Origin of the sequence: Mesobacillus selenatarsenatis SF-1, from assembly GCF_000813125.1 — a bacterium.
GTDB lineage: Bacteria > Bacillota > Bacilli > Bacillales > Cytobacillaceae > Mesobacillus > Mesobacillus selenatarsenatis.
The window spans coordinates 32,362-57,653 of sequence record NZ_BASE01000012.1; the positions used below are offsets into that span (position 1 = coordinate 32,362).

34 protein-coding genes and 1 pseudogene are annotated in these 25,292 nt (G+C 36.3%); 3 read left to right on the plus strand and 32 right to left on the minus strand.

What is annotated here, in order from left to right; all coding sequences use genetic code 11:
* Window positions 1-143: 143 nt before the first annotated feature.
* The 4 genes from TY49_RS02435 to TY49_RS02445 all read right to left on the minus strand — a co-directional run bounded on the left by TY49_RS02435 (window position 144) and on the right by TY49_RS02445 (window position 2,707).
* The gene (locus tag TY49_RS02435; RefSeq protein ID WP_052442059.1) at window positions 144-1,136 is read right to left on the minus strand and encodes an STAS domain-containing protein; all 993 of its coding nucleotides are present in this window, start codon (window positions 1,134-1,136) and stop codon (window positions 144-146) included.
* Between the two features lie 212 nt (window positions 1,137-1,348).
* Window positions 1,349-1,525, minus strand: a complete 177-nt coding sequence (locus TY49_RS24490; protein WP_156972586.1) for an amino acid transporter — start codon at window positions 1,523-1,525, stop codon at window positions 1,349-1,351.
* Between the two features lie 95 nt (window positions 1,526-1,620).
* Window positions 1,621-1,980 carry a hypothetical protein gene (locus TY49_RS02440; protein WP_041964313.1) on the minus strand — a complete coding sequence of 120 codons (360 nt, stop codon included), beginning with the start codon at window positions 1,978-1,980 and terminating at the stop codon, window positions 1,621-1,623.
* 295 nt (window positions 1,981-2,275) lie between these two features.
* Window positions 2,276-2,707, minus strand: a complete 432-nt coding sequence (locus tag TY49_RS02445) for a carboxymuconolactone decarboxylase family protein (RefSeq protein ID WP_041964314.1) — start codon at window positions 2,705-2,707, stop codon at window positions 2,276-2,278.
* A 123-nt stretch (window positions 2,708-2,830) separates the two neighbouring features.
* Between TY49_RS02445 and TY49_RS02450 the strand changes: the two genes are divergently transcribed.
* Window positions 2,831-3,271: an Lrp/AsnC family transcriptional regulator gene (locus tag TY49_RS02450; RefSeq protein WP_041964315.1), complete on the plus strand. Its 441-nt coding sequence runs from the start codon at window positions 2,831-2,833 to the stop codon at window positions 3,269-3,271.
* A 244-nt stretch (window positions 3,272-3,515) separates the two neighbouring features.
* Here TY49_RS02450 and TY49_RS02455 read toward each other — a convergent pair whose 3' ends face one another.
* A complete protein-coding gene (locus TY49_RS02455; RefSeq protein ID WP_041964316.1) occupies window positions 3,516-4,289 on the minus strand; it encodes a Cof-type HAD-IIB family hydrolase in 774 nt (257 codons plus the stop codon).
* A 120-nt stretch (window positions 4,290-4,409) separates the two neighbouring features.
* Between TY49_RS02455 and TY49_RS02460 the strand changes: the two genes are divergently transcribed.
* The gene (locus TY49_RS02460; RefSeq protein WP_232310363.1) at window positions 4,410-4,871 is read left to right on the plus strand and encodes a DinB family protein; all 462 of its coding nucleotides are present in this window, start codon (window positions 4,410-4,412) and stop codon (window positions 4,869-4,871) included.
* Between the two features lie 148 nt (window positions 4,872-5,019).
* Here TY49_RS02460 and TY49_RS02465 read toward each other — a convergent pair whose 3' ends face one another.
* The 18 genes and pseudogenes from TY49_RS02465 to TY49_RS25590 form a co-directional block, all read right to left on the minus strand.
* Window positions 5,020-5,508 carry a putative periplasmic lipoprotein gene (locus TY49_RS02465; RefSeq protein WP_041964318.1) on the minus strand — a complete coding sequence of 163 codons (489 nt, stop codon included), beginning with the start codon at window positions 5,506-5,508 and terminating at the stop codon, window positions 5,020-5,022.
* Between the two features lie 130 nt (window positions 5,509-5,638).
* The gene (locus TY49_RS23765; protein ID WP_052442060.1) at window positions 5,639-6,706 is read right to left on the minus strand and encodes a hypothetical protein; all 1,068 of its coding nucleotides are present in this window, start codon (window positions 6,704-6,706) and stop codon (window positions 5,639-5,641) included.
* Window positions 6,693-7,226 carry an RNA polymerase sigma factor gene (locus TY49_RS02475; protein ID WP_041964319.1) on the minus strand — a complete coding sequence of 178 codons (534 nt, stop codon included), beginning with the start codon at window positions 7,224-7,226 and terminating at the stop codon, window positions 6,693-6,695. The genes TY49_RS23765 and TY49_RS02475 overlap by 14 nt, the downstream gene beginning before the upstream one ends.
* Window positions 7,227-7,666: 440 nt before the next feature.
* Window positions 7,667-8,020: a DUF2019 domain-containing protein gene (locus TY49_RS02480; protein WP_041964320.1), complete on the minus strand. Its 354-nt coding sequence runs from the start codon at window positions 8,018-8,020 to the stop codon at window positions 7,667-7,669.
* Window positions 8,021-8,176: 156 nt separating this feature from the next.
* Window positions 8,177-8,620 carry a hypothetical protein gene (locus tag TY49_RS02485; RefSeq protein ID WP_041964321.1) on the minus strand — a complete coding sequence of 148 codons (444 nt, stop codon included), beginning with the start codon at window positions 8,618-8,620 and terminating at the stop codon, window positions 8,177-8,179.
* An 886-nt stretch (window positions 8,621-9,506) separates the two neighbouring features.
* Window positions 9,507-10,016 carry a hypothetical protein gene (locus TY49_RS02495; protein WP_041964323.1) on the minus strand — a complete coding sequence of 170 codons (510 nt, stop codon included), beginning with the start codon at window positions 10,014-10,016 and terminating at the stop codon, window positions 9,507-9,509.
* Between the two features lie 145 nt (window positions 10,017-10,161).
* On the minus strand, window positions 10,162-10,593 hold the full coding sequence (locus tag TY49_RS02500) for a hypothetical protein (RefSeq protein ID WP_041964324.1): 432 nt from the start codon (window positions 10,591-10,593) through the stop codon (window positions 10,162-10,164).
* Between the two features lie 139 nt (window positions 10,594-10,732).
* Window positions 10,733-11,218 carry a GNAT family N-acetyltransferase gene (locus tag TY49_RS02505; RefSeq protein ID WP_041964325.1) on the minus strand — a complete coding sequence of 162 codons (486 nt, stop codon included), beginning with the start codon at window positions 11,216-11,218 and terminating at the stop codon, window positions 10,733-10,735.
* 140 nt (window positions 11,219-11,358) lie between these two features.
* The gene (locus tag TY49_RS02510) at window positions 11,359-11,610 is read right to left on the minus strand and encodes a DUF1871 family protein (RefSeq protein ID WP_041964326.1); all 252 of its coding nucleotides are present in this window, start codon (window positions 11,608-11,610) and stop codon (window positions 11,359-11,361) included.
* A 137-nt stretch (window positions 11,611-11,747) separates the two neighbouring features.
* Window positions 11,748-12,311, minus strand: coding sequence for an imm11 family protein (locus tag TY49_RS02515; protein ID WP_041964327.1), 564 nt, complete (start codon window positions 12,309-12,311; stop codon window positions 11,748-11,750).
* Between the two features lie 149 nt (window positions 12,312-12,460).
* Window positions 12,461-12,844, minus strand: coding sequence for a hypothetical protein (locus TY49_RS02520; protein ID WP_041964328.1), 384 nt, complete (start codon window positions 12,842-12,844; stop codon window positions 12,461-12,463).
* 132 nt (window positions 12,845-12,976) lie between these two features.
* On the minus strand, window positions 12,977-13,741 hold the full coding sequence (locus TY49_RS02525) for a class I SAM-dependent methyltransferase (RefSeq protein WP_041964329.1): 765 nt from the start codon (window positions 13,739-13,741) through the stop codon (window positions 12,977-12,979).
* A gap of 186 nt (window positions 13,742-13,927) precedes the next feature.
* Complete coding sequence (locus tag TY49_RS24070; RefSeq protein WP_369389167.1) at window positions 13,928-14,323, minus strand: GNAT family N-acetyltransferase; 396 nt, start codon at window positions 14,321-14,323, stop codon at window positions 13,928-13,930.
* Window positions 14,324-14,365: 42 nt separating this feature from the next.
* Window positions 14,366-15,154 carry an alpha/beta fold hydrolase gene (locus TY49_RS02530; protein ID WP_084135353.1) on the minus strand — a complete coding sequence of 263 codons (789 nt, stop codon included), beginning with the start codon at window positions 15,152-15,154 and terminating at the stop codon, window positions 14,366-14,368.
* Between the two features lie 316 nt (window positions 15,155-15,470).
* Window positions 15,471-15,692, minus strand: a complete 222-nt coding sequence (locus tag TY49_RS25130; protein WP_232310358.1) for a hypothetical protein — start codon at window positions 15,690-15,692, stop codon at window positions 15,471-15,473.
* Between the two features lie 104 nt (window positions 15,693-15,796).
* Window positions 15,797-16,282: pseudogene (locus TY49_RS02540) on the minus strand (SMI1/KNR4 family protein).
* 151 nt (window positions 16,283-16,433) lie between these two features.
* Window positions 16,434-16,736 (minus strand): hypothetical protein, encoded by a 303-nt coding sequence (locus TY49_RS02545; RefSeq protein ID WP_041964330.1) that lies wholly within the window; start codon window positions 16,734-16,736, stop codon window positions 16,434-16,436.
* Between the two features lie 153 nt (window positions 16,737-16,889).
* On the minus strand, window positions 16,890-17,117 hold the full coding sequence (locus TY49_RS25590; protein WP_439646148.1) for a WapI family immunity protein: 228 nt from the start codon (window positions 17,115-17,117) through the stop codon (window positions 16,890-16,892).
* Window positions 17,118-17,273: 156 nt separating this feature from the next.
* Between TY49_RS25590 and TY49_RS02555 the strand changes: the two genes are divergently transcribed.
* The gene (locus TY49_RS02555; RefSeq protein ID WP_041964332.1) at window positions 17,274-17,684 is read left to right on the plus strand and encodes a hypothetical protein; all 411 of its coding nucleotides are present in this window, start codon (window positions 17,274-17,276) and stop codon (window positions 17,682-17,684) included.
* Between the two features lie 92 nt (window positions 17,685-17,776).
* Here TY49_RS02555 and TY49_RS02560 read toward each other — a convergent pair whose 3' ends face one another.
* From TY49_RS02560 to TY49_RS02600, 9 genes are all read right to left on the minus strand, one after another.
* The gene (locus TY49_RS02560; RefSeq protein WP_041964333.1) at window positions 17,777-18,223 is read right to left on the minus strand and encodes a hypothetical protein; all 447 of its coding nucleotides are present in this window, start codon (window positions 18,221-18,223) and stop codon (window positions 17,777-17,779) included.
* A 132-nt stretch (window positions 18,224-18,355) separates the two neighbouring features.
* Complete coding sequence (locus tag TY49_RS02565) at window positions 18,356-18,739, minus strand: hypothetical protein (protein WP_041964334.1); 384 nt, start codon at window positions 18,737-18,739, stop codon at window positions 18,356-18,358.
* A 374-nt stretch (window positions 18,740-19,113) separates the two neighbouring features.
* On the minus strand, window positions 19,114-19,602 hold the full coding sequence (locus TY49_RS02570) for an NUDIX hydrolase (protein WP_041964335.1): 489 nt from the start codon (window positions 19,600-19,602) through the stop codon (window positions 19,114-19,116).
* A gap of 51 nt (window positions 19,603-19,653) precedes the next feature.
* Window positions 19,654-20,280 carry a hypothetical protein gene (locus tag TY49_RS02575; protein ID WP_041964336.1) on the minus strand — a complete coding sequence of 209 codons (627 nt, stop codon included), beginning with the start codon at window positions 20,278-20,280 and terminating at the stop codon, window positions 19,654-19,656.
* 135 nt (window positions 20,281-20,415) lie between these two features.
* Window positions 20,416-21,042, minus strand: coding sequence for a class I SAM-dependent methyltransferase (locus tag TY49_RS02580; RefSeq protein WP_041964337.1), 627 nt, complete (start codon window positions 21,040-21,042; stop codon window positions 20,416-20,418).
* Between the two features lie 171 nt (window positions 21,043-21,213).
* Window positions 21,214-22,221 carry a FecCD family ABC transporter permease gene (locus TY49_RS02585; protein ID WP_041964338.1) on the minus strand — a complete coding sequence of 336 codons (1,008 nt, stop codon included), beginning with the start codon at window positions 22,219-22,221 and terminating at the stop codon, window positions 21,214-21,216.
* Window positions 22,218-23,198: a FecCD family ABC transporter permease gene (locus TY49_RS02590; protein WP_232310365.1), complete on the minus strand. Its 981-nt coding sequence runs from the start codon at window positions 23,196-23,198 to the stop codon at window positions 22,218-22,220. Before TY49_RS02590 ends, TY49_RS02585 begins: the two co-directional genes overlap by 4 nt.
* 265 nt (window positions 23,199-23,463) lie before the next feature.
* Window positions 23,464-24,384: an iron-hydroxamate ABC transporter substrate-binding protein gene (locus tag TY49_RS02595; RefSeq protein WP_041964339.1), complete on the minus strand. Its 921-nt coding sequence runs from the start codon at window positions 24,382-24,384 to the stop codon at window positions 23,464-23,466.
* Window positions 24,335-25,180: an ABC transporter ATP-binding protein gene (locus tag TY49_RS02600; RefSeq protein WP_041964340.1), complete on the minus strand. Its 846-nt coding sequence runs from the start codon at window positions 25,178-25,180 to the stop codon at window positions 24,335-24,337. The genes TY49_RS02595 and TY49_RS02600 overlap by 50 nt, the downstream gene beginning before the upstream one ends.
* Window positions 25,181-25,292 lie beyond the last annotated feature (112 nt).

Here is a 25,292-nt window from a genome sequence, read left to right on the forward strand (position 1 = left end):
ACTTGTTTTATGTGGCGGTGGTTGTTTTAAGAGAGGTGTATCTCAAAGCTTAAAAGATTGGTGATTTCTTAATTGTCTGCGGAGAAAAGCTTGCAGTACTATAAGAAAAAGCTGAACCGGGAATTTCCGGTTCAGCTCCATGATTAATTCTTTTTAACCAATTCGTATCCATTCTGCTGGATGGCGTATTCGACGCCTTGCTGCAGGCTTGAAAAGGATTGGATTCCCTCGATTTTTACATTAGAACTTAAGATTTGGATGCTTAGTTCCGCTGACACACCGACAATAAAACATTGTCCACCAATCAAGCGTACTGATTGGATTAATTTTTGAATACCATGAATTGTGTACGGGTCGACCTGCTTAATGCCCGTTAAATCAATTAATAAGTATTTAGCTTTCAGCCTGGTGAGTTCCACTAATGCTTTTTCCATCAAGTTGCTGATCCGCTCTTCGTTATATTGGCCAATCAACGGGATGACGAGAATGCCATTCAGAACCGGAATCACTGGAGATGAAAGCTCTTGGACCAGAGAGTTCAGCTCTTCCGTCCGGGCCTCTACCTTCTTTTCCAATTCCATGATACTTTCCTGTTCTTTCTTTCTTGCAAGTTCATGGATGTTATGCGAAATGGTCACTGTAGATGGAAAGATTTCAATCTCATCATATTCATGGCCTTCCTGCTGGCTTTTCGTCATTTTATACCACACGTCTTGCTTGAATAGTCCGCTGAAAATACCAGCCCAATGGCTTGGCAGCAATACTCCGGCCTTATTTTTACCAGCCAGCTTGAAAATACGGTGTTCCCAGCTATTGCGGATTCTCACGACAGCTCTCTTCTCTTCATAAGAGTAATCATGAATTTCGAATACTCCCCAGCCTGCGCTTTTGTAGATATCACTATATTCATTCAGCAACTCTACCACATCGGTCCTGCCCTCATAATATGAGCTAACAAGATTGCCCATGCGGAAACCGGTCACTTCATAGACAGTAGTTGACACATCACTTCCGGAAATTTCTTCAATCGTATTCAGGAATAACTCGATCGCCGAATCCCAGAAAAGCAAAGCAGGGGCGCCATCAAATGTAAGCTCCCCTTCCTGGCTATTCCATACAAACTCATTTTTGTTCACCTTTATCTGATGGTTAGAATGTCCAATTTTAATACTCCCTCAATAGTATGAATTATTTCCATTCTAACTAAAACGATAATAGAATGCCAATATGCTGGTCTAAAAATCATATGGAAATATAGGAACGTACCATTGACCTATACTAACTAGCTTAAATGCATACTTTAGCACCAGAACATTTATTTACCTACTTTAATAGATTACCTTTATTTTTATTTCAACAAATTAGCGATCATGATAAAGAGTATCGATAGGGTAAAGAAACCAATCATGAAATAGCCAAAATACCTTAGCGGTTTAGGTAACTTTTTCAGATTTACATCAGTTGGGATTCCTTCGATTTTGCTCATATGTTCCATTGCATCATTAATAGGCTTTTTATCCGACATGATAACACTCCTTATTATTCCACATTTACTATCAAATTTAGGACACACTGTTAAAAGTTCCGTTGGGACATAAATGAAAAAATCAAGCCTTCAATTTATATTAAGAAAACGGCAATTAAAATGATGGATATCCCTGCGATTGTAAGGATATCCTGTCGCTGACTGCTGCCTTGGTTTTTAACGATTTGTTCTTTCTCGTATTGTTTGTGAATCTTATGGTGCAGATGTTCATCGCCCGGTATCTCGGGTGCTTGCACACCCATTAGCCCTCTTCCTCCAAAGTAAACGAGCTTGTGAAAAGGCAAAGCAGCAAATAAGAGTATAAAACCTAATATCAATCCCCATATCCCAACCATATTACCATCGAATTTCCCAATCATAAGAAATAAAATTAGGAAAAGAGCTGCATAACTGCCGATCACTATATAGAAGCTTAGCTTTAAACTTCTCTTCATCTGAATTCACCTCTTTTTACATACGAAACTCATCTGCAAAAAGTTCCCAATTATTTTTCAGCGAACAAGGGGAAATATCGCTGATGAATCAACATTACAAGTAGATTTAATAATGTGCTTGTCTACCCCATTCGATATCTTTTTTTCAGGCCATACGAGCTGAAAAAAAGCGGTTACCCTAAAGGATGACCGCTTTTAGGAAGTATATTATTAATAAATGCCAGGTTAACTAGTTAAAGTTCTGCCTCTAACTGTCGTTCCTTCCAGGATCAGTACTGCATGGCAATCAAAAAACTTATATAGAGGTGCTCAATTCGCCTTCGGATTGCAGTTTCATAATCGCTCCAAAATATTGTGAAGCGGTGGTAAAGGAAATAAAGGCAATGAGCTCGCTAATTTCTTCTTCAGTCAAGCTGTCCTGTAATACATGAAAGATTGAATCAGCTATATCACCCCTCTGCATTAAAAATACTTCCGCAAATCCAACCGCGATCGACGTTTTTTCATCGAATTTTTCTGGATCCGGTCTGCCTTTTGCTTTACAATACTCACATCCATTGCGTTGAGCCAGTGTTCGTCTCACCTGTTCTTTTAATTCGTAAGTAAGGAGTCCATCTTTTTCTAATACATTCCCTAGCTGAATCCAGCCTTGCATTACCTCTGCGTTATGACCTAATAGACGTTGAAATGGTGTATCTCCAATATTTGATTCATTTATTCTTGCCATTAAAATTCCCCCTTTGCTATATTTAATTATAGAAAATTAAATGCTGATTTCACATTAAACCAAGAATTAAAAATAAAGATATTTTTAACTAATTTAAGGAATTAAAGGGGAAATTCATTAAATATGAAAATTGATGATACTGACCGGAAAATTTTAGATGAATTGAGCAGAAACAGCCGACTTTCCATGAGTGAACTCGGCAGAAGAGTGAATTTATCTTCACCATCCGTAACAGAACGGGTCAGGCAAATGGAGTCTTTTGGAATTATTAAAAACTATACATTAGAAATCGACTATGAGAAATTAGGACTGCCCATCCAATGTATTGTTGAAGCTACCGTTAAAAACGGAGATTACAAATCATTCAAGAACTATATTCAAAACCTTCCTAATGTAGAGTTTTGTTATCGGATAGCAGGAAACGCATGTTTTATGCTTAAGCTTCATTTCGAAACTTTTTCACATGCAGAGAAATTCATTGAAGAAGTTAATCCTTATGCCCAAACGGTTACACATTTTATTTTCTCCCAAGTACCAACGACCCCGAGGAACTACACACTGTAGACTTTAATTATTACATTCGAATCTTGCCGTCTCTTCAGAATTTGAAAGTAAATTAGCACAAAAATACCTGGAGACCAATATTTGGCTCCAAGCATTTATTATCTGACTGTATTAAAGATTAGCACCCTATAGTTTAAGTGCATTTCTTCACAAAGTTGTACTGTTATTACAGGAATGCTGGTCCGTTTGTTCAACAAGACAACTAACTTATTTTTATAACCACTCACTAAACCAACTAGTCATCTCAAATTATTCCGTACTTTTTTAAAGCATAATGAATACCATCTTCATTAGACTTTTTCGTAATAAAATCTGCTACGTTTTTCAACTTTTCATTTCCATTACCCATTGCTATACCAAGCCCAACTAGTTCCACCATATCAATATCATTTTCCCCATCACCGAAAGCAATTGCCTCCGACTTATCAATTCCAAAGAATTCTAGAGTTTTCAGTATAGCCAGAGACTTTGATACATCCTCCTGTAAAACATTCAACACATATGGATGCCATCTTTTAAATGTTAGATGAGGAAACTTTTGTATGTACTTCTCAACTGTTTCGTTATTTGCAAAAAGACACATTAAAAATACCTCTTGTTCATGGATTGAACCATTAGTAACAGGATAATTATCGAGAGACAAAGTTTCCTTTAAGGCTGTTAAAATTTCCTTTTGTGTGACACCATTCATACTAAATTCTTCAGTATAAAAAGATAGACCGTTATTCTCTAACAGAGCGAATTCCATGACTTCTTGAATGACCGTTTTATTCATTGGTACTTTATAAATTACTGATTGGCTGTGTTTAACGTATCCTCCATTTGCTGTTATGAAGGTTTCAATGCCTAATTCCTGTAAGTCCTTACACATTGATAATGGTCTTCCTGTTGCAGCAACAACCTTGATTCCTTTGTTTTTCAAGGCTTTTATAGCTTCAATAGTCGAGTATGGTATGCTGCCATCTTCATGGTTTGTTATAGTTCCATCAACATCAAAAAATGCGATTTTATAACTCATTATAGAAACCCCTTTTTTCTTCCAAGAAATATAGCACCTTTTAACAAATTGTACCAAATGAATAAAGTTTATTGTTAAAATAATTAATATATCTTTTAGGAGGGGATAATTTTGTTAGATATGTTTTTATATAATTGGCAGGTAAGAGAGGACTGGTTTAATTGGTGTAAGTCTTTATCCTTAGGAGAGTTACAGGCTGAAAGAATTGGCGGTATGGGAAGTATCTTAAAAAACCTAATCCATGTTATTGACTGTGAACTTTTATGGATTAATTACATGCTTGAAGAACCTCATGACTATCCTGAAAAGAACTCAATTTCTAACTTGGACGAGGTTATAAGGTACTCTATATTCACAAAAACAATAACAGAAACATTCCTTCGTAATTTGCCTAATGACTATGAAAACAAAAAAATACATATAAATGGTAAGGGAGGAATATCTTATTCATTTACTTATGGTAAGATAATACGTCACCTCATCACTCATGAAGTTCATCACATTGGACAATTATCAATTTGGTCACGGGAAATGGAACTTAAACCGATTTCTTCTGATCTAATTGTTAGGCAGTACGGATAAAAAACAGGCCCCCTTTTCTAATGAAAAGGGGGCCTTAATTTAGCTTTATTATTAACCTAAGCTACCACGTTTGTTCAATAAAAAAATTCAATGAAAAAAGGTGCTTATCCTTCCTGGATCAACGCACCCGTTAATGTAATAACAACTTTTACTTAATGGTTGAACGGTGAAGCATCATTTCTGAATTATATACTACTTCCTTTTCAAAGTAACCGTCTTTACCTCTGAATACAGACAACTTCAAATTGGTACCTTTTTGCTGAAACACAACAGCATTCTGGTTTTCCTTTTCATTTACTATATATAACTCAGCTAATCCTTGTACATGGTCATCGTATAAGGTGTATTGTTTATTACCATCTTTAACAACTAACTGCCAAACCTGGCTATCATCCCAAAGATATTGACCTTCATTCTCTGGGTGAGTTTGGGGAGCTGGAGAAACATTTAAAATGATGCGTTCTTTCTGACCATCGCCATCGACATCTTCTTCAACATCCTCTAGTGTTAAAACATCTTCATAAACTTTTACATTTCCGTTTTGAATTTTCGTGATGCCTTTCTCATTAGTTGTTGTTTCTTGTGAGCACCCTGTTATTAAAAACACAAATAAGAAAAGACAAAAACACTGCTTCACGCGAAAGACTCCCTTCTTGAATTTTGATAAATTTCTTTATCTATAACTATCCTTTATTGTTAGCTGAATATATAATTACTCGCTTGGTTTCTTCACCAATGGCTCATACATATTCTCAGAGACTGAATGACTACTGAACAGGAAGGAAAGCAACCTTCCAAATTCCATCTTCATCCATAATCATTCTGAACCCTTTCAAGTTTCCATTCTCATCCGTGTATTCTATATGGCCGGATATTTCATCCTCTTTGATGAACTTACCACTTGTGATCCAGCCCAAAGAATCAAGAATCTCTTCCCTTGAAAGGTCTTCCTTTTCCGACTGATCAAGCCCCTCCTCCAATGTCCACAAACGACGGTCTTCTCTGGAAGTATAGAGGGCATATTGTGTGCTATAATCCTTATCTAATTGAGCTTGGACATAAAGCTTTGCGATACTGATTGGTGAAAGTTCTTTCAGATATTGACGGTTATGGTCAAGAGTGAACCATCCATAAGCATCACTTTCTTCCTTGGTCAGCTCAAAATTGGTTGCCTTTGCTCGTTTTTCTTCCTCAGGGGGGTCAGATACATAGACAATTTTCTCATCCATTGTTTCGAGTAGGAAGCTACCGCTTTTCCTCTCTTCTACTGCCAAGTCCATATAAGAGAAGTAAATTTCATAACTGTGCTTAGCCTTGCTTGGCACCATATTTTCAAATGCTATAGATGAATGGTCCATTCCTTCATAGCGAAGGATCAATTCCTGTGCTGTCTGTAAGTCACCCTCTAATAAATATTTTTTTAGGCTATCGGCATCTTTCTGTCTTAAAAATTCAAAATAATAAATCACAATCTTAGCAGGTTCCGGTGTACCGAGCGTCTTACTGATATTTTCATAGAATTCCCTGTAAGCATCATTTCCTGCGATAGTCTCTTCAAAATCCATGCCAGGAACGTTTTCTACATGCTCTGGAACACTAACAGATGGCAGTAGATATGGAGCAGCAATCAGTGAAAACAGTGCTATTGCAAATGTAGATGCAAGCACATATCCGAATACTGGATTTTTTTTTGTATACCGTGAAGGCTGCTTCTTATCTGAAGCGAGTTTTGCTCGCATTCTGATGACGAATTGTGCATCTGGTTCCAGGTCTGGACGGTTTTTCAATGGTTCCAACATTCTATGGTCAAGCGGTTCCTTTCTATAATTGGCCATCGGTCAAATCCCACCCTTCATTAACAGACTTTACATGTTTCTTTAACTGGTTTAGTGCCCTGTGATAGTCCACTCTCACTTTCCGCTCCCCGCATCCCAATGCGAAGGCTGTTTCCTGAACAGTTAGTTCCTTAAGCCCCCGAAGGATGATAACTGATCGGTAATGTGGTTTCAGCTTTAGCAGGGCTGCCTGGAGTTCCTGCCAGTTCCCTTTATCCATCACTTGTTCCTCAACTGTCTTTCCATCTTCGTCCGCTTTGTCAGACAGCCAGTCAGGAAAAAGAGTGATAAACTTCTGTCTACGCTTCAGGTCAATTGCAGTGAACTTGGCAATCGACAAAATCCATGGTTTTAACTTTTCCGGCTCTTTAAGCGAGTCATACTTGTGCATTGCTTTAATAAAGGTTTCTTGGGTTATGTCCTCCGCTTCCTGGCGGTTGTTCGTAAAATAAAGTGCGAAATGATATACATCACGATGATACTGTTCATATATATCACCGAAGTCAAATCTACCTCCCATTGTTCTCTCCCCCTGTCTCTAATAACAAGTCGTTTGACGATGCAGTTTGTTTCATTGTTATCTCTATTTTTAATTTTTAATTAGTTCTTTTACACAAAAAAGGCCAAATATTATTCAAGTTCATTTGGAAGTGTCTCTTAGAAACGACTTCTTCCCAACCAATAAACAAAAAAAAACTGCCTTAAGCGACAGGTTGAATTAATCAAACATAGAATACAGTGAAAAATAATTTAAATTCCCTCAGATAATATAATTGAGTACAATTCACAAATCCAAGGTTTATAAAAATATACCCTTCCAAATAACTCCTCTAAATTAAGACTATATCAAACCTTTTATCAATTAAAGTTAAGAATGTTAACTAATCTAATATCGGAAAAAACCATACATTTTCACAATTCTTCTTCAACTAAACTGCATCTTTAGTGGAAGAAGAAAAATTAACTATAATAATCCTTTATATTACCGTTATCCCATTCTTGTAAAAGATACTTTGAATCAAACTTTAAGGATTCAGATAATGTTCCAACAGATAATATTACCTCCTTCGCTGTTTTTTCATTTACTGAAAGTAGATGAATTGCAGCAATGTATCTTACATACATATTTGAATGCTCCAATAGTTGATATAAAGCATCTACTCCATTTAATTGTTCCTTTAACAGTCTAAAATTTTTATAATGGATATCATATAACTTATTGGTTTTTTTATAATTCTCAACAACCTCGTAGGCAGCAATGCCATAGTCAATTGCGGATTGAATACATTTGTTTAAAAGTTGTTCAATTACCATTGTTTTCACCTCACACTTTTTCCACCGTAACTTTATAACTCATTATTAAGCTAACCTGCTCCTTTACTCCAATAGCAAAATAGCAATCAATCCCTGCATATTCAGGGATTGTACCCGTTTGTTTAATAGGCAACATGCTAATCATTCACGAAGGCCCTATTTATTTTTTGCTTTTAATGGTATCAAAATATCATTTATTTTTTCACTGGCAACATCAAGTTGATATCGAATAGTTATGTTGAATTTACCATTATCAATTTCAAACCGCTTTTTTGGAATTTCAGTATTATCAAAATAAGTTTTTCCCTCTTCTAGTCCCATTGAATAGACATCATTGCAACCTGTTTCATAAGATTTTCCTGAATAGCTTATTAAATCATTGCAATCATATAACAGCTGTATCATTTTCTTAGTTTTATTGTGAATTTTAACTTCTACTTCGTATAAATTCTTATCTGAGTTCCATTTTGCGTTTGCTTTAAAAGATATGTTGTTCTCTTCATTTTGCCCTTGCATTTCAGTTAATTTTGGACTGCTTATAGAACAAGATGTTAAAAAAGCAACTACCATTATAGGTATAAAAATATAGAGTTTTCTCACAAATCCACCCCCAATATTTGAAGCGAATTAACTTTTTACTTACTCAATATAACTACTTCGTTTGATTCAATAAGGAATTCAACAAAAATGCGGTTAATCCTTCCTGGATCAACGTACTCGGTTGTTTAAGTTTTCTTATGGGCTTTTCGCGTGTAGAATAAGTAACTAGGTTTTTTATTGAAGGATTGAGGGAAGAAAAAGATTTGAGGGGCAATCGATGCATTGCCAAATTAGACCACAAATAAATTGCCAATTGCTTGTTCAACTAACCTGCACCGTATGTTGAATAAGGAATTCAGCAAAAAGGTGCCTCATTCCTTCCTAGATCAACCGCACCCTTTAGTTTAAATGCAGTTCTTCACATAGGAGCGTCATTACAGGAATGCTGCCCTTTTAGTTGGAAGTAGAACTATTCTTTTTTACTCTTGAAATTACAAAATAAGCAACCAGATATAATAGATATAAAAAGATGAATACTATTAAAACTGAAAGTAAGAACTTATCTTGATGCCATACTGTTCCACAACATTTATTCCATAAAAATAAGGTAAAGGCGGATCAATGTTAACTACTGTCAGCTCCACAAATCCTATTGGGAAACCTATTACCATAGGGAAACTCTCTTTTAACTCATCATATGTTTTAATCATTTTTCCGTCAAAAAAAACGGTAGAATAAACAAAAATGCACGAAATAAAAAACATCAATGGTAGAACTACTAACTTCTTTAAAAAGGGTCGCATTTTTAAATCACCTCAAAAAAACCCCTATAAAGTCTCTGTATTATTATTGTGCAAAACTGCTTCGTTACTGCCCAAAGAAGTGGGATCGCCGTCTCCATCCCGTCTTGAACTCTTGCACCCGTTAGCACAATATCAAATATATATTAATTTAACGGGGATTCAATCTTTTCATTTAATGCCTCTGCTTGGCTCATAAAAGAATCCATATTGGCACTTATAGTAATATTTAATCCTAATCCAACTTCACGAAGTGTTTTCCGTAAGTCTTCAAAGTTCTGTTTATCCTCTTCAGTTAAATCAACAAAACTATATAATTTATCATTAGGATATTGATTTAATTTGGAATACAAGTTTTCAAGGATTTCCTTGTCACTTTTAGAAAGCGTTCCTAACTGCTTTCCAGTAGTCATTCCAAGCCAAATTCCGTTTGTTACATCCCCTAATTCAGTTGTAACCAGGTTAGGTTCAGACCAATTATTATCCATCTGGTTAGCAATCAAGCCTTCCAATTCTACTAAATTATTTTGGACTTCTGTAACAAGAACTTGCTCCTTTACGAAGTTAATCTTTATAATTCCCCAAGCTACAATTGCGACGAGTAGTATATTCAAACCTATTGAAAATCTGAATAGTAGCTTCTTTTTTTTACTCAATTTTATTCCCCCTTTACCCAAGATGATTTCACCATAAAAACCCATATCTCTTGTTAAAGTATTCTGCTCCTATAGTTCAATAAAAGAAACTCTAATCCATCTTGAATTAGAGCTATCCGTTAATGAAAAAACTCTAATTATTTATTTACTTTTTTCGTTTTTTAACGCGTATTAAAATGATAATGACGATTGCTATTAAAAGAAGGGTAGGTAGGATTTTTGTGAGTATATCCATCCAATGAAAAGGTGCCTGCTGGACATAAACAGCTTTTTGCCACTTGTTGTCTCCTACTTCAACAGCTATTGCATTCTTAGTTGATATATTATTTATTTCAAAATACTTCGTACCTTTAGGATAAGCATTTGAAGCATTTCCGTAGTAATCTCCAGTCATATCATTAGGTTTTGTTTTTACTTCTCCAATCTTCTCTCCAATTTCATTAGCTAAAACCTTTTCTTCTTTTACTTCATAAACGTTCCCATTCCAAACGACAAAAGGATATGCCCAACTTAATGCTTGAACGGAGGATGTAATAGTAAGAATAAATAATATAAAAAACAATAAAGTTCTTTTCATCAGTACCTCCTCTTATTTAAAGTTCACCATAAAAATACAATAGTTCTTGTTGCACTAAACTGCCTCGTTAGCTCAATAAGGATTTCAACAAAAAAGGCGGTTAATCCTGCCTGGAATAACGCACCCGTTTGCTGAATAATTAAACTCTTTTTACCATTCGGACTTGTTTTAAGATATGTCCATCGAACTCTAAATCAGACTCTTTAACTAATTCGAACCCTTTAGCTTCATAAAAGTTCAAGCCAATCTTATTATCTTTTTCAACGTTTATATAAATTTCTTTTATACCTTTTAATTCTTTAACCGCTTGTTGTATCAAAGCAGTACCTATCCCTTTACCTTGGAATTCTGGATAAAGATAAATAGCCGCCAATTCAACTTTTCCACCATCCCTTACTGTGGAATAGTTTGCAAAACCGACAACTTCCCCCTCAAATTCTGCAACATAAACAATAGAACGTTCTATACGTTGTATCATACTTTCATCACTGTAATTTGATTTTAAGAAGTTACTTTGTACTTCTAAGGGAATTATGCCCTCATATGTTGCATTCCAAGTTGTTTTCGCTATGTTTTGAACTTGTTTTGTATCTTCGTAGTGAATCTTACGAATAGTAATATGCATATAAAGCTCTCCCTTTAATACGTCTGTAGAAAATAATTAGACTAGAATGTATAAATTCCTTCTTCAACTCTACTGCTTCGTTTGTTTAATAAGGAATTCTACAAAAAAGGTGGCTAATCCTTCCTGGATCAACGCACCCGTTAATTAAACAATATCAACATTCTTTCGCCTATTTTTAAACAATCCATCGACTTTTTAAAATCCTCTTCAAAAGCTTTATACATAATCTTATTTATCTCAATAGCCAATTCTCCAGCACTATTCACTTTTGGAAGAATTTCAACTATGTCTTTTATTTCCTCATCATATTCATCATCAGGACAATGAATTGCAAGTAAGTTAAAAGGGTCCCATGCATCTATTACCTCTTTAACAATTGAAAACTCATTCAATCAATTAACCCTTCTAATACTATAAGTTAGGTCCGGTTTGCTTGTTAAGCATTCCTGCTTCTTTACTTCAACAAAAAAATCTACTATCCTGCTTGGAACAGTAGCTGCTCCTCTTATATATTCACACCCGTTGAAGATTAAAGTGTTTTTACTTCTAAAAAATCGAATCCAGTAATCCCTTGTTTTAATACAGTATCTTTATATATTTCTGAAACAAACAATGGTATTTCGTAACCTTTAATTTTGAATATATGATAATCACTTACTGCATTTTTGTTTATTGCGTATTTCCTTATCGAATAAACCTTTTCTTCATAAAGTCCAATAACGCTATAGTCGGAATGTTCAAGGTTTAATACATCCAATATGTTAAGGATATTCGCCACAGAATAACCTTTTATTATAGAATTGTCTTTTGAGTTAACAACTCTTACTGGGAGATACTGAATTTCACTTTTATCAATTCCTTTTAACAAGGTTTTTAATTTATTTGAAATAAGGAACCAACCTAAACTGTTTGCCAAATAATCGGTCTCCTCGCTACCTTCTTCTGGGTTATAGTAAAAAGTTAAACCCTCATTCCAATTTTTAATGGACTTACCTTCTTGAAGATGGTGTGACTCAAATCCCTTACTGTCTTTACAGAAGCATACTATATCGTTCTGGTTACTATCATCAAGAAGCAATTTATAATATTTCATGTTTCCACCAACTACATTTTTTCTCTATATTTTATCATGCCTTTATTGCACATTACTGCTTCGTTTGTTCAATAAGGAATGCAACAAAAAAGCGGGTAATCCTCCCCTGGATCAACCCACCCGATAGATTATTAAAAAACCTCTCAAGATTATTTAAAATTACTTGGGATTTTAACGAGAACATAATTTCCAGTCCACATTTGAGTGGTGGCAATTAATCTCCTTCCGTCTTTTTCAAAGAACAGACCAGCACCATCTTTTTCTTTAAATTCCCATCCATTTGAACCAATCATTTGTTTTATATTTTCATCAGCAATCGATATACCTTTGTTCTCGCTTCTTGTGATATACCAAATAGAATCGCCTTCTACTGCAATTTCTGCTATTTCACTTTCCGATTCTTTTAGTTTATCAATTGCTTCTTTTGCAGATAATTTCTCTATTGGAAGAGAGGGATAGTATAATTTATTTACAAATATGAACACAGCTATAATAACTATTGCTATACCTAGTATAAATCCAACCTTTTTCATCTAATTACCCCCTTATTGGGTTCAAATCAAGTTATTTTATAGATCCGTTCTTCAACTAAACTCCTATAGTTAAATAAGAACTCCAACAAAATAGCGCACACATTCTTCCTTAAACGACGGTAGAATGCTAGATTATTTACTCGCGGCAATAGTAAATTCCCAGGGGATATTTTCTCCATTCCACCCACGATGTTCTTCGAATTTATGCAGATGAAAGCCAGCTGCAATAAAAGAATTAATGATTTCACCGATTGTATAGTACCTGACACAAACATCTGGGAATGTTTCTTGCTCTTGCTGTTCAAAGAAATATTTAAAGGCTACATCTCCATTATGTATTTCTTCATCAAAATAAGCAGCCTGAACCTGATACTGACCATCTGTTGCCTTCATAATACATCTTCTTAAGGGATGGAAATCGCTTAGAAGCAACAGACCTCCAGCTTTTAGCAAAGAAGAAAGTACGGACATGAAGCGGTCGGGATCATGGAAGTAGTGTAAGATTCCTCCTTCCAGATAAAGTATATCGAAGTGACCGCCATATTTAACTTGGTCGATATCATATATGTCTGTGACAATATACTCGATAGAAGTATTTGCGTGCTCTGCCAGTTCCAGAGCATATTGTTTATTTTCCTCTGATATGTCAAATACGGTAACTTCTGCACCTAATAAAGCAAGAGGCACAGCTTTTCTGCCATTTGATCCACAAAGGTTTGCAATCTTTTTTTCTGTAATGTTTATAAAGTAGGGTTGATGTTTCTTTAGCTGTGCTTCTGGATTTCCAATGATTCGCTTGGCAAAATCCTTTGGGGTTCCATAGCTCTTATTCCAAAATTCATACACTCTATGCTCCCAGGCCTTTTTGTTTTGATCTCTTGCTTTACTTATGCTCATATAACATCCACCTTAAAAAGACATTATTTGGTTATAAACTATTCGATAGATTATGCTTAATGTCCTTCCAGCAGTATCAAAAAGAACGCTTATCACAAGCGTTCTTCATGATATAACTTTTTATTAAAGAAATGCTGCACCTTTAGCTAAATAAGGAATTCAATCCCTCATGAATTCACACATTTTTCAGTTTAACATCTTCCTTAAATCAACTCTTGTGTAGGTTTTATTATAGGTAGTACCATCTTCATTATAAAAAATGGCATTTTTTAAATATGGTTCTGAAACAGCCTTGTAACCATGCTGATTAATTAATTTTATCATTTTAGGATTTTCTATTGTGTCAACACTAACAAATATCTCAGAAAAACCTAAGTCCTTTGCAAGTTTTTCTCTATACCTTATTATTCTTGAGCCTATGCCGTTCCCCCGATAATCCTCTTTTACATAAAGGTCACTTAATTTAGGAAGAGTAGTACCATGTAATTTAAGAACTCCAAATCCAAATATATTTGAATTTTGTTCAGCGATTACTAGGTATGCATCCTTTTTCGCGAATTGTAATAAATATTTGTGAATAATTCTTTATTATTTCTAATCTTGCATAAACCAGTTATGTCTGCATCACTCGCCAATCTTATAGCGTAATCCATTATCTGTTTCCCCTTCAATCTTCGCTTGTTCAACATAATGCATCGTTAGCTTAATAAAAGGTTTTAAGGCTTCACCTAATTCTTTCTTTTTGTTTAACCAAATATAATGTTCTGCTCCTTCAATTTCGATATATCTAGAATTAGGAATAAGGTTTGAGACTTGTTTAATTGACCAAGAAGGGCGAATATCATTCTCGGCATAAATAAACAGTGAAGGTAAGTCAATCTGGGAGATTTCTCTTAGCAATAATGGTTTCTTTATAAATTCTCTCCAAGAATTAATAAGAGAACGATGAACAATCTTATTAGCCTCATACTCAAAATTCGGTTTCAATTCATCAATTTCTACTATGTTTCGATTATAAGTTTCCTTCCAATCTCTATCATTTTGGATTCCAGTACCTGAAATTGAAACATATCCTATTACGGATTTCGGATATAAAAGCGAATAAGCCAACCCTAAATCAGCTCCCCAGGAGTGTCCAATTACTACCCAGTTTTTTAGGCCGTACTCTTCCCGAATGTTTTCAATGTCTTGAAGACAAGCTTCAAAATTGTATCCATTCCCGTCATAATTTGAGCGGCCACAACCTTTAGGATCAAACATAATAACTTCACAAATATCTTCAATAAGATTTGATAAAGGTTCCAAATAATTACAAGAGCCAGGTCCACCACTGATTAATATAACTGGAACTCCCTGCCCTATTTTTTCTGTCCATAGATTGCCATTTTCCACTTTAATGTACTTTTCAACCAACAATATCACCCTTTAAACCAAGTTTTAATGCTGATATTCTTCCTAAATACTCCAAACTCCTTCTTCCACTAAACTGCATCGTTCGTTCAATAAGTAAGTTCCACAAAAAAAAGCGTTAATCCTACCTGGGTCAACGCTCCCTATAGTTGAATAACAACTTATCCTTCAACCATTTTCAAATATGGTATCTCTTTTCCATCAATAATTGCTATGTATGCAGGTGTATCTGTTTCGAATATCTTTGTTCCTATTGGCAATTTATTCGCTGTACCATTTTTAAACTTTGATGCCTTATCTGCTTGTTTTGTTATTTCACCTACTGCCTACCTAATTCATATTCCAATTCTGTTACCCATTCTACATCTTCTGCATTTGAAAACACATAACCATCAAGTAGAAATATATCAGCATCATCGTTTTTTAAATAATCTTTTGGGGTTGGATTACTGATTAAAGGACTACTCGAATAATTATTATTACAACTAATTAAAAGTATAATCAAGATACTAAGTGGCAGTATGCTTTTTGCAAAATTCATTATATACCCCCTTATAAATATATGACGAGATCACTTTATAAGTGTATTATTTCAACCACCACTTATTAACATTACTGCATCGTTAGTCCAACAAGCACTTATATTTATTCATCATAAGCATCTCCTAAATATCTAAAATCATCTTGAAGCCAATACCATTGTTGACCTTTATTCATCATTAACCCTTCTTATAAATTCGTAAAAGAAGTTTCGACAATAGGACAACTTCCAGCAACACCGTGAACATCCCAAGAGCTGTCAAAACGTCGTCCTAAACGTAATTTATCAAGGTCAATCGTTATGTAATCACCATTCATATTATCGCCAATAATATACCAATTTGAAGATATATCATATTCAGCTCTTTCTTCGATAATTACTGGGTTTGCTAATACAAATCCTTGAGGAGAAACAATTTTTATTGCATAATCACAGCCAACAAATAAATCAATTCCCCCACAAATTTTATAAAATTCTTTTAAATCGCTTGGTAAGGTGTGTCCTTTTTCTACATCTGGAATACCTGTTGGAGGATGAACAAAACAGTTTGGCAATTTCTTTATTTTATCAATCAAGTGTTTAATTTCAATTTTTTTCTTTAGCTTTTTTAACTTTTTAGTCAGCCTAAGTATTTAATTCTCCCTGTTTTTGTTCTTTCCTTCTTGAACTATCCTGCCTGTTTTTTTAATAAGGAGAAGTCCGTAACTCCCTCTCAATCAAAGCACCAGTTAATTAACTTATTCATTCCTTCTTCTTAATTTCGTTTAATAATTCAACTATCTTTTGGTTTGTTTTATTTAGTTTCCTCAACTGTACTTCTATTGAAAAAATTGTTATAACTACAGCTATTCCAATAATTATCGTCAAATTAATTACCTCTCCCAATGTAAAGATGCTGAGATTGTCTTTATTTCCAACCATTATAGCTTCTGAGTGAATTATATTTGATTTATAGGATATATTTCTGAATGTGTTTACAGATATTAGTAGGATATCTTTTGGTATTCTCCCAGCACGGAATGAACAATATGAAGGGAATCCCATTCACCTGAGGAAGAACGAATAATAGGATTTTTTTTAGGAAACAATCACCTTTTTTTCATGGTAACACAAAGTGAATGGCTATTTATTATCTTCTTTTGTGCTGGTTTAGGCGAAGGGTTAAAACTGTATTGTTATATAGCCCAACAGTGTGAATTATGGTTTTTCTAGCACTGGAAAGACAGATAGAATTGATTCTATTTCTTTAATTAATGCTTTTAAATAGGATTGGTCTGAACAGAAATCGAATTTTAACACGGCCCCAATCCCTGATGGATAGCAAGGTTCTACTTTCCACGAAACTCTGCCTTTTTTATCAAGTTCACCTTCGAGTTCAAGATACCCATCCAAATTGATAAGACTAGCCCTTCCCCAATCCTGCATAGTAAGTTTAAAGATAAGGAATTCAACAAAATGGCAATAAATCCCTCCTATACGAGATTATTTTGTTTGCTTAAGGAATTTACTGGAATCTGTTACAATAAAACAGAATAATCTTCAAATTAGAAAAGGGAAATTTTTTTCAGGGAGGGTAGATCAATGAGCAAAAGACATATAACAATCATTTTATTGTTAACAGTTATTTTAATAAGCGGTTGCAGGGAGGAAGTTAGTTCGAAGCTTGGAGGCGAAAGATTGAAGTTTAATACAGAAGAAATTCTTGTTATCAAAGAACTTATTAATCAAAATCAGGGTGAATATCAGCAAATCAAAGAAATAACTGATAAAGAAAAAGTGGATATTTTCTATAAAGTTTTAAGTAAGGCAAAATGGGAAGACGATACCGGCAAAAGTAGTTATCCCGATTTTATGATAAACAATAAGTATTCGATATGGAGACTATCTCCTGACAATAATATAAGGGTACGGGTCAATAACCTCGAAAAAAACACATTTCTTTCCGAGAAAGACTCAAAGACAATTTATAAACTCATTTTTGATGAAGATTAATTGCTTGTTCTACCAATCTCCGTTTGTATAAAAAAAGGCCGTTAATAAATTGGAATTAACGCACCTAAAAGTTAATGAAGAATACTCTTTTCTTACTGAAAGGACTCGGCTGTTTCAATCATTTTTTCCTTGGTCCCATTTTCGTCTGAATAGGAGGTCAAGATGTAATGATAATCGCCTTCCGTCCAATGAATCGAGGATCCAGGTCCCTCTATATAGAAACCTGTGTTTCCGTTAACTGTAACATCCTCTTCCTCAATATTGACGTATTCAACCGGGGGTGGTTGGACAGTCAATGAAAACTCCATGCCTCCTTCTTCCCCATTGAATATCACCTCGTGTATATTTGTTTCGTGAGGAGGGATAACTCGTTCGTACTCTACTATAGTAGTTGGAAATTTCGTCGGAAGTTTTGGAGCAATTCCTTCTTCTTTCAATTCTTCTTTAAGTGCCGTATGGTCAAACCTTTCCTCATTTTGACTGCATCCCAATATGATTAAGGGAACTAATAAAAATAACATAGATAATACCCTTTTCATGAACACCCTCCTTCCTTATAAATTAACTACGTTTTAATTATAAAAACGTTTGATTTTCATTCAAAAAAGTTACAATTTTTTCTAAATTCACTTGAAATACCTTATTCAAACTAAACAACTATTAACAAAAAATTATAAATTGAAGATAGTTGCAATCATTATAAAAGCGGTAATGTAAAACACTCCTATAAAGAGTAATGAAATATAAAACACTCCAGAAAAAGCAGCATATTTTTTAACCACGATGTAATGAGTTAATACATAAGCTATTCCATTAGCAATTAATACAAATACTACTGTTATATATGTGCCAGCAAGACCTCTATTTATATATTCTCCATCTGAAAAGAAATAAGAATAAATAAAGATACTCGATATAATAAAACTTCCAAATAGGTATATATAAAAACCTGGCAGTAACTTTATAAAACTAAGTTTCTTAGTAACTAACAATAAAAAATACGAACCCACACTGATAATAACAAGTGTTATTAAGTAATAAGCAAGGAAACCCAAGACATCACCCCTTTTTTCAAACTAATCAACTATTGTTATTTCACAAAAAAAGCGCTAATCCTTCCTGGATCAACTCAACTGCAGCGAAAATTTCACTTTTGCTTTATTGCAATATATAGCAATAAGCCGAAAATTGCACCACTCATAATTAGCAGCACAAATTCAATGTTGCCAAAGAATGAGCCTAAACCTATTGACGAAAATACGCCAACTATAATTAATACTAAAATTAATAAATAATTCATTTCTGCTCTCCAATCTTTATGACTGCTCTTTATACCAAACTACTTGTTCCTTTGATATGAATTTATTAAAATTTATAATCCTTCTCCCCTAAATCAACGCGCCTGTCCTGATAAAAGATGAAGAATGATTTACTTAGACATGCTTGTCTGATGCTTGATGGTAAACTGGGGATGTGTAACATACTCCATGTAATTTACCATTCCATCAAACTCCAAATAAGCTTGATAGCGAGTTCGAATTGCTGGATGTGTAATAAAGGAAAGAGCTTGATCTTTCGCCACCCAACGGCTTTCGGTCGTTTCTTCAGAAACAGCCAACTGACCACCAACAGGTTTACATACGAAATCAAAAATAACTTGGGTAGGAACATCAGTTACACCATCATACCACTTAAAAGATCCCGTATTGGAATAGACACCAACTAAGTAGCTAACCGTAGTCGTAATCCCGCTTTCTTCTTTGATTTCACGAACCAAAGCATCTATTAGGTTTTCTCCAACTTCCACTTGTCCTCCAGGGTAAACCCAACCACCGTCACGAGTTTTCACTAAAAGAATATTTCCTTCCGAATCTTCAACAATTCCACCTGCGGATACAATATGTGTAGGAAAAGACATAGTCCGACCACCCTTTTTCTCGAATTTTTGGTCCAATAGTTAAGAAATCAGTTAAAACTCGTATGCAAACGCACCATTTTTTCCTTGTTCCGATATGACATTAATGTAATCTATTTCTAAAAAGTACAGCGCTTTACTTAGAACATCATAAAAGAACGGAACAAACTCCAATTCCTTAAAAACAAAAACTTCTATCTGCTTATCATTATTTCGATATGCTTCGAATATCCGATGGTTTCCATTAATACAGTAAGGTTTATCATTAGTTAGATATCGACTTTGAAGTACCATGACAGGATTTCTATGATTTGGCTTTATCCGGCTGGGATCTTTATTTATGTTACCAGGATCAACTGAGTCAATAATTTTCAATGGAGAAAACTTTACCGGTTTAATGCCTCTATCTTTTATTAGAGCAGTGGCACCATCAATATCTAACGCATATTCGAATATTCCTGATGGGTACTCTGAATATAAGGAGAATGTCTCCTGTCCGATTGGATGGATGACCGGGTAAGCTTCACGGATAAGAGTTCCATTCAAAATTACAGTCCATTTCTTGGCAACCCCAGACCCATAACTCGACTTTTTCTCCATCTCCTGAATTCGCGAAGTAATATGGGAGAAGGGATTAAAAATCTGCGATTCTTTTTCATATAGTTCAATTTTACTCTCCAATATGGATCCTCCCAACCAATTGTTATTTAAATATTAACAAAATTTAACACTTTTATAAATCACAATATAACCATTGATACTAATTGTGCCAACCTCCCTTAACTACAATAAAAAAGGTGCTTAACCCTTCATGGATTAAAGCACCTGTTGCTTATGAACAGACCTTACTTTTACACTGCTGGAAATAAACAAGGAGGCATCCTGGTTCATAAAAATAGAAGTTCCTTGATAGAATGTCTTCATTTTAGTAGATTTAAATCCAGCTTGTGTCAAACTTTTATTCAACTCTTCATGTGAAAAGCCGTTATGAACTTTCGGATGATTTATTTTATCGTTTTTATCAAAATCAATAATAATCAGCTTGCCACCGTCGTTTAAAATACTGAACATTTCTTGTAAAATTTTTCGAGTATCCGGTATATGAAGAAGGACCAGAGACATTAAGACGATGTCTGCCTTAAGCTCAGGAGTTTCTTGAGTGAAATCTGAATAAAGTACTTTTGCGTTGGTCATCCCTTTGTTAGAAATCTTTGTCTTAGCCACCTCCAACATCTGTTGTGATGAATCAACCAACAAGACGGAATCAACTAGGTCTGATAATTCTAAACTAACCAGACCTGTACCGCTCCCATAGTCCATTAAGGAACTTGATTTGCAATTTTGTAATTCTTGTCTTACTTCCTCCACTATAACTTTAGCTAATTCAATTCTGTCTTCGGTATCGTATCTTTTGGCCATCTGTTCGAATACGTTATTTTCCATATTCCACACACCTATGTAAAAAAATTTTACGTTACTTATTGGTCAGTATAGCAAATTTCAGTACCTATTGAAGGATTCTACCCTTTAACACCTCTCGTAAATATGCAAATGGCGTGGAAAGTCTAGTTTCCACGCCATTCTACTCCTGAGTTTTGCACAGGTCTCAACCATCTATTTTTTTAAAAGTAAATACACAAAATACGGAGCACCAATTAATGCAGTCATGATTCCTGCCGGGATACCTTCTGGTTCAAGGAGATTGCGGCCGATGGTATCTGCGAACAATAACAGCCAGCCGCCGACCAACACTGCGATTGGCAGGAATAATTGATTTCTTGGACCAATCAGGGCTTTTGCAAGATGCGGAGCCATCAATCCGATGAAGGCAATCCCGCCTGTTACCGACACGGCCGAAGCAGCTAGTGCAACTGCTGTTAAAAGCAGGACGATCCTTTCTTTTTCAATCGATACTCCAACACCTATCGCGACTGGATCGCTTAAGCTCAGAAGGTTTAAGCGATTGGCTTTATAAAGCGTAAACGGAACCAGGATCAAAAGCCATGGCAGGAGTGCCAGTATAAACGGCCAGTCTGTTCCCCAGATGTTGCCGGCAAGCCAGCGGGCGATGAAATCGACTTTTTGCCTTTCTGCTGCTGAAATAATGACAATCATCGCACCTGACAGTGCCATCGAAAAACCGATACCGACAAGAATCAGTCTCACAGGCTGAAGTCCGATTCCTTTTTTATAGGAAAACAAATAAATCAGGATCGCGGTTACCAGTGCACCACCGAACGCGACCAGTGGAAGCATGTACGCAAATGAAGCGGCATCAATTGGGAAGAAGAGAAAGAACACGGCAATTCCTAATCCGGCTCCAGAATTTATTCCAATGATTCCCGGATCAGCCAAATCGTTTCTCGTTAACCCCTGCAAAATCGCTCCGGATAGTGCCAGCGCCATCCCAGCTAGAACTGTCACGATAATTCGCGGCATTCTGATTGAAAACAGAACAAACTCTTCTTTGAACGTACCATTTCCAAATATCGTCGGCAAGATCCGATTATACGATACGGAGGAATAGCCCAATCCCAAACTGACTAAGATGGTTAAAATAATTAAAACTGACAAGGTCAACACAATATACCTTTGCTTCATGATTATGGACGGATGAATCATGTGAAGCTCTTCCCTCCTTTGCGGACGATGAACAGGAAGAACGGCAGTCCAAGAATGGAAATAATCGCATAAATCGGTGTTTCATAAGGAGCGTTGATCGTTCGTCCAAGAGTATCTGCGATCAGCATGAACGACGCTCCGATTATAGCTGACATCGGCAAAACGAATCGATAATCTGTGCCAACAATCATTCTGACAATATGCGGGACCATCAGTCCGATAAAGGCCATGTTGCCAACTAGCGCTACCGAAGAACCTGCCAATAAAACAATAACGATAAATAATACCAATTTAATCAGGCTTGTCTTCTGGCCAAGTCCTACTGCTACTTCTTCACTCAAGCTCAAAATCGTCAGTTGCCTTGCTAGGTAAAAAGCAATCAGCATTCCAACCAGGATGAACGGAACGATGATTTTCAGCTGGGTCCATGATGTACCCATCAGGCCCCCGGCTGTCCACATCGAGACATCTTTAGAAATTTTAAAATACAAACCGATTCCCTCTGCCACCGCGAACAAAAAGGCGGAGACCGCGGCTCCGGCCAGGACAATTCGCAATGGGGAGAATCCGCCCTTCTTCAAGGCACCAATCCCAAAGACGAGGATGACACCGACAGCTGCCCCGATAAAACATGCAAATGTAATGGCGAGGTAACCGGCCGAAGGACTGAGCGCCATAATCAGTGCCAATGCAGCATTTGCTCCAGCCGTCAAACCAAGCAAGCCCGGGTCAGCGAGCGGGTTTCTAGTCAAGCCCTGCATAATCGCACCAGCAACAGAAAGGGCAGCACCTACGAAAATTGCTGCAACCTCCCTTGGGAGTCTGATTTCCCTGATCATGGTTATTGTATCTGTTTTAACGGTTGAAGTAATCGCAAGCCAAATCTCCTTGACAGTCGTATCTGCTGCTCCAAAGACCATTGCTGTCATGAAGCTTGCGGCAAGAATGAGGATCGCGGCAACAAATCTGGCAAGCATGGAGAGCGAGCTGTTTTGGTTCAACATATGCATCTCATCTTTCTGATAGTAATAAAAAGCGTAAGCGCCTTGTTCAGCCCCGACAAGCGCTGGAGGGCTGACCGGTGAAGTCGCTCTTTGACTTCATTGGGCGGACCGAAGCGGCTCGAGGGGCTAGGCGCTGGAGCTGGATTGAGCAACCCCATATTGTTATCCCCTTCTGAATTAATCTATCATCTCATATCCAGCAAGAAGAGGAATTCCTAAGAATTCCTCCTGCTAATTATTATTGTTCCAAAAATGATTTTTTAAAGAATTCCAGCTGATATTCAAGTGTTAGAGGATCATTGAAATAGAATTCCTTCGCATTCACTTCGAATACACGGTTATTCTTTACGGCAGGAATATTTTTATAAGTCTCGGTTTGCTGGAACGATGTATCTCCCTCTGCATTCTTGCTGAAGATCACATAATCACCAGCGTATTCAGACAGTACTTCAGGTGAAATTGCATAATACCCAGGTTCTAAAGCTGCTTCTTTCACTTTTTCAGGCATATTCAAGCCCATTTCCTGATAAAGGATTTCTGTGCCTCTAGCCCAGTTGTCGCCAAAAACATACAGTTCCTTGTCGAAGTTTTCAATAACAGAAACGGTAGCGTCTGCACCAATTTTCTCCTTGATTTCTTCGCCAGTCGCTTTGGAGTCTGCCTTGAAATTATTGATCCACTCTTGAGCTTCTTTTTCCTTATTCAAGACCTTGCCGATTTCCAAGTGCTGCTCAAGGTATCCAAGCTTTCCGTAAGTAAATGTTACAGTAGGCGCAATTTCCTTCAGCTTATCGACATTTTTGATATTAGATAGACCAATGATCAGGTCTGGATTTAATTCAATAATTTTCTCCAGATTTTCATCTGTCACTTCTTCGACATCTTGCAATTTCTCAAAACGCGGATTCATTTTTGACCATGCGTCAACACCGACCATGTTCACATCGAGAGCCATCACATTTCCGGCAAAAGAGGAAAGGACAATGACTCTTTCTGGATTTGCAGGTACTTCTACAGCACCATTTTCAGATTGATAGGTGACCGTTTTTGGTGTCTCTTCCTTCTTTTCGTCGCTTGATTTTTCTGTTGTGTCTCCACTGCCGCATGCACTAAGCACGAGCACCAGCATAAGCAGGAATGGCATAAGTATTTTCTTCATTTTCTTCTTCTCCTTTTAGTAAGTTGTACGTGATGCAAATCGGTTTATTTGTACGTGGATCTCTCCCGATTTCAGCGTCAATTTGGAAAACTTTCCTGAGAACATGCTTGTTGATGACTTCTTCACTTGTTCCTGTTTTGACAATCCTCCCCGCCTTTAGAGCGATAAGATGATCGGCAAACCTGGCTGCATGGTTCAGATCATGGAGCACCATGACAATCGTCCGGTCCTGCTCCCTGTTCAATTTTTGCAGCAGTTCAAGAATTTCAAGCTGATGCGCCATGTCCAGATAGGTCGTTGGTTCATCAAGGAATATCATTTCCGTTTCCTGCGCGAGAGCGAGTGCGATCCAGACACGCTGCCTCTGCCCGCCGGACAAGGAATCGACGGCCTCGTATTTATAACTTGCCGTTCCTGTCACTTCAAGAGCCCAATTTATGACCTCCATATCCTTTTTTGTCAGCCTCCCAAATCCCTTTTGATAAGGAAAGCGTCCATACGACACCAATTCCCCTACCGTCAGGCCGGCAGCACTTTCAGGTGTTTGTGGAAGAATGGCCATCTTTCGTGCCAGGCTTTTCGTATCTTCATTAGAGATACTCGAACCATCCAGGTAAATCGAGCCAGACTGGTGGGGAATGATTCGTGACATCGATTTTAACAAAGTCGATTTGCCGCAACCATTTGGGCCAATGATAATCGTGACTTGCTGATCGGGGATTTCTAAAGTAAGGTTATTCACGATTGTTTTTTCCCCGTATCCCACGTTCAATTGGTCTGTGTATAAGCGGACCATTCATCATTCCTCCAAAGTTTTTCAATTTCTCGTTGATAATGATTATCAATGTCGTTTACAATGAATACTATAAAGCTATTATTTATTTCAGTCAATGACAGATTTGTGAATT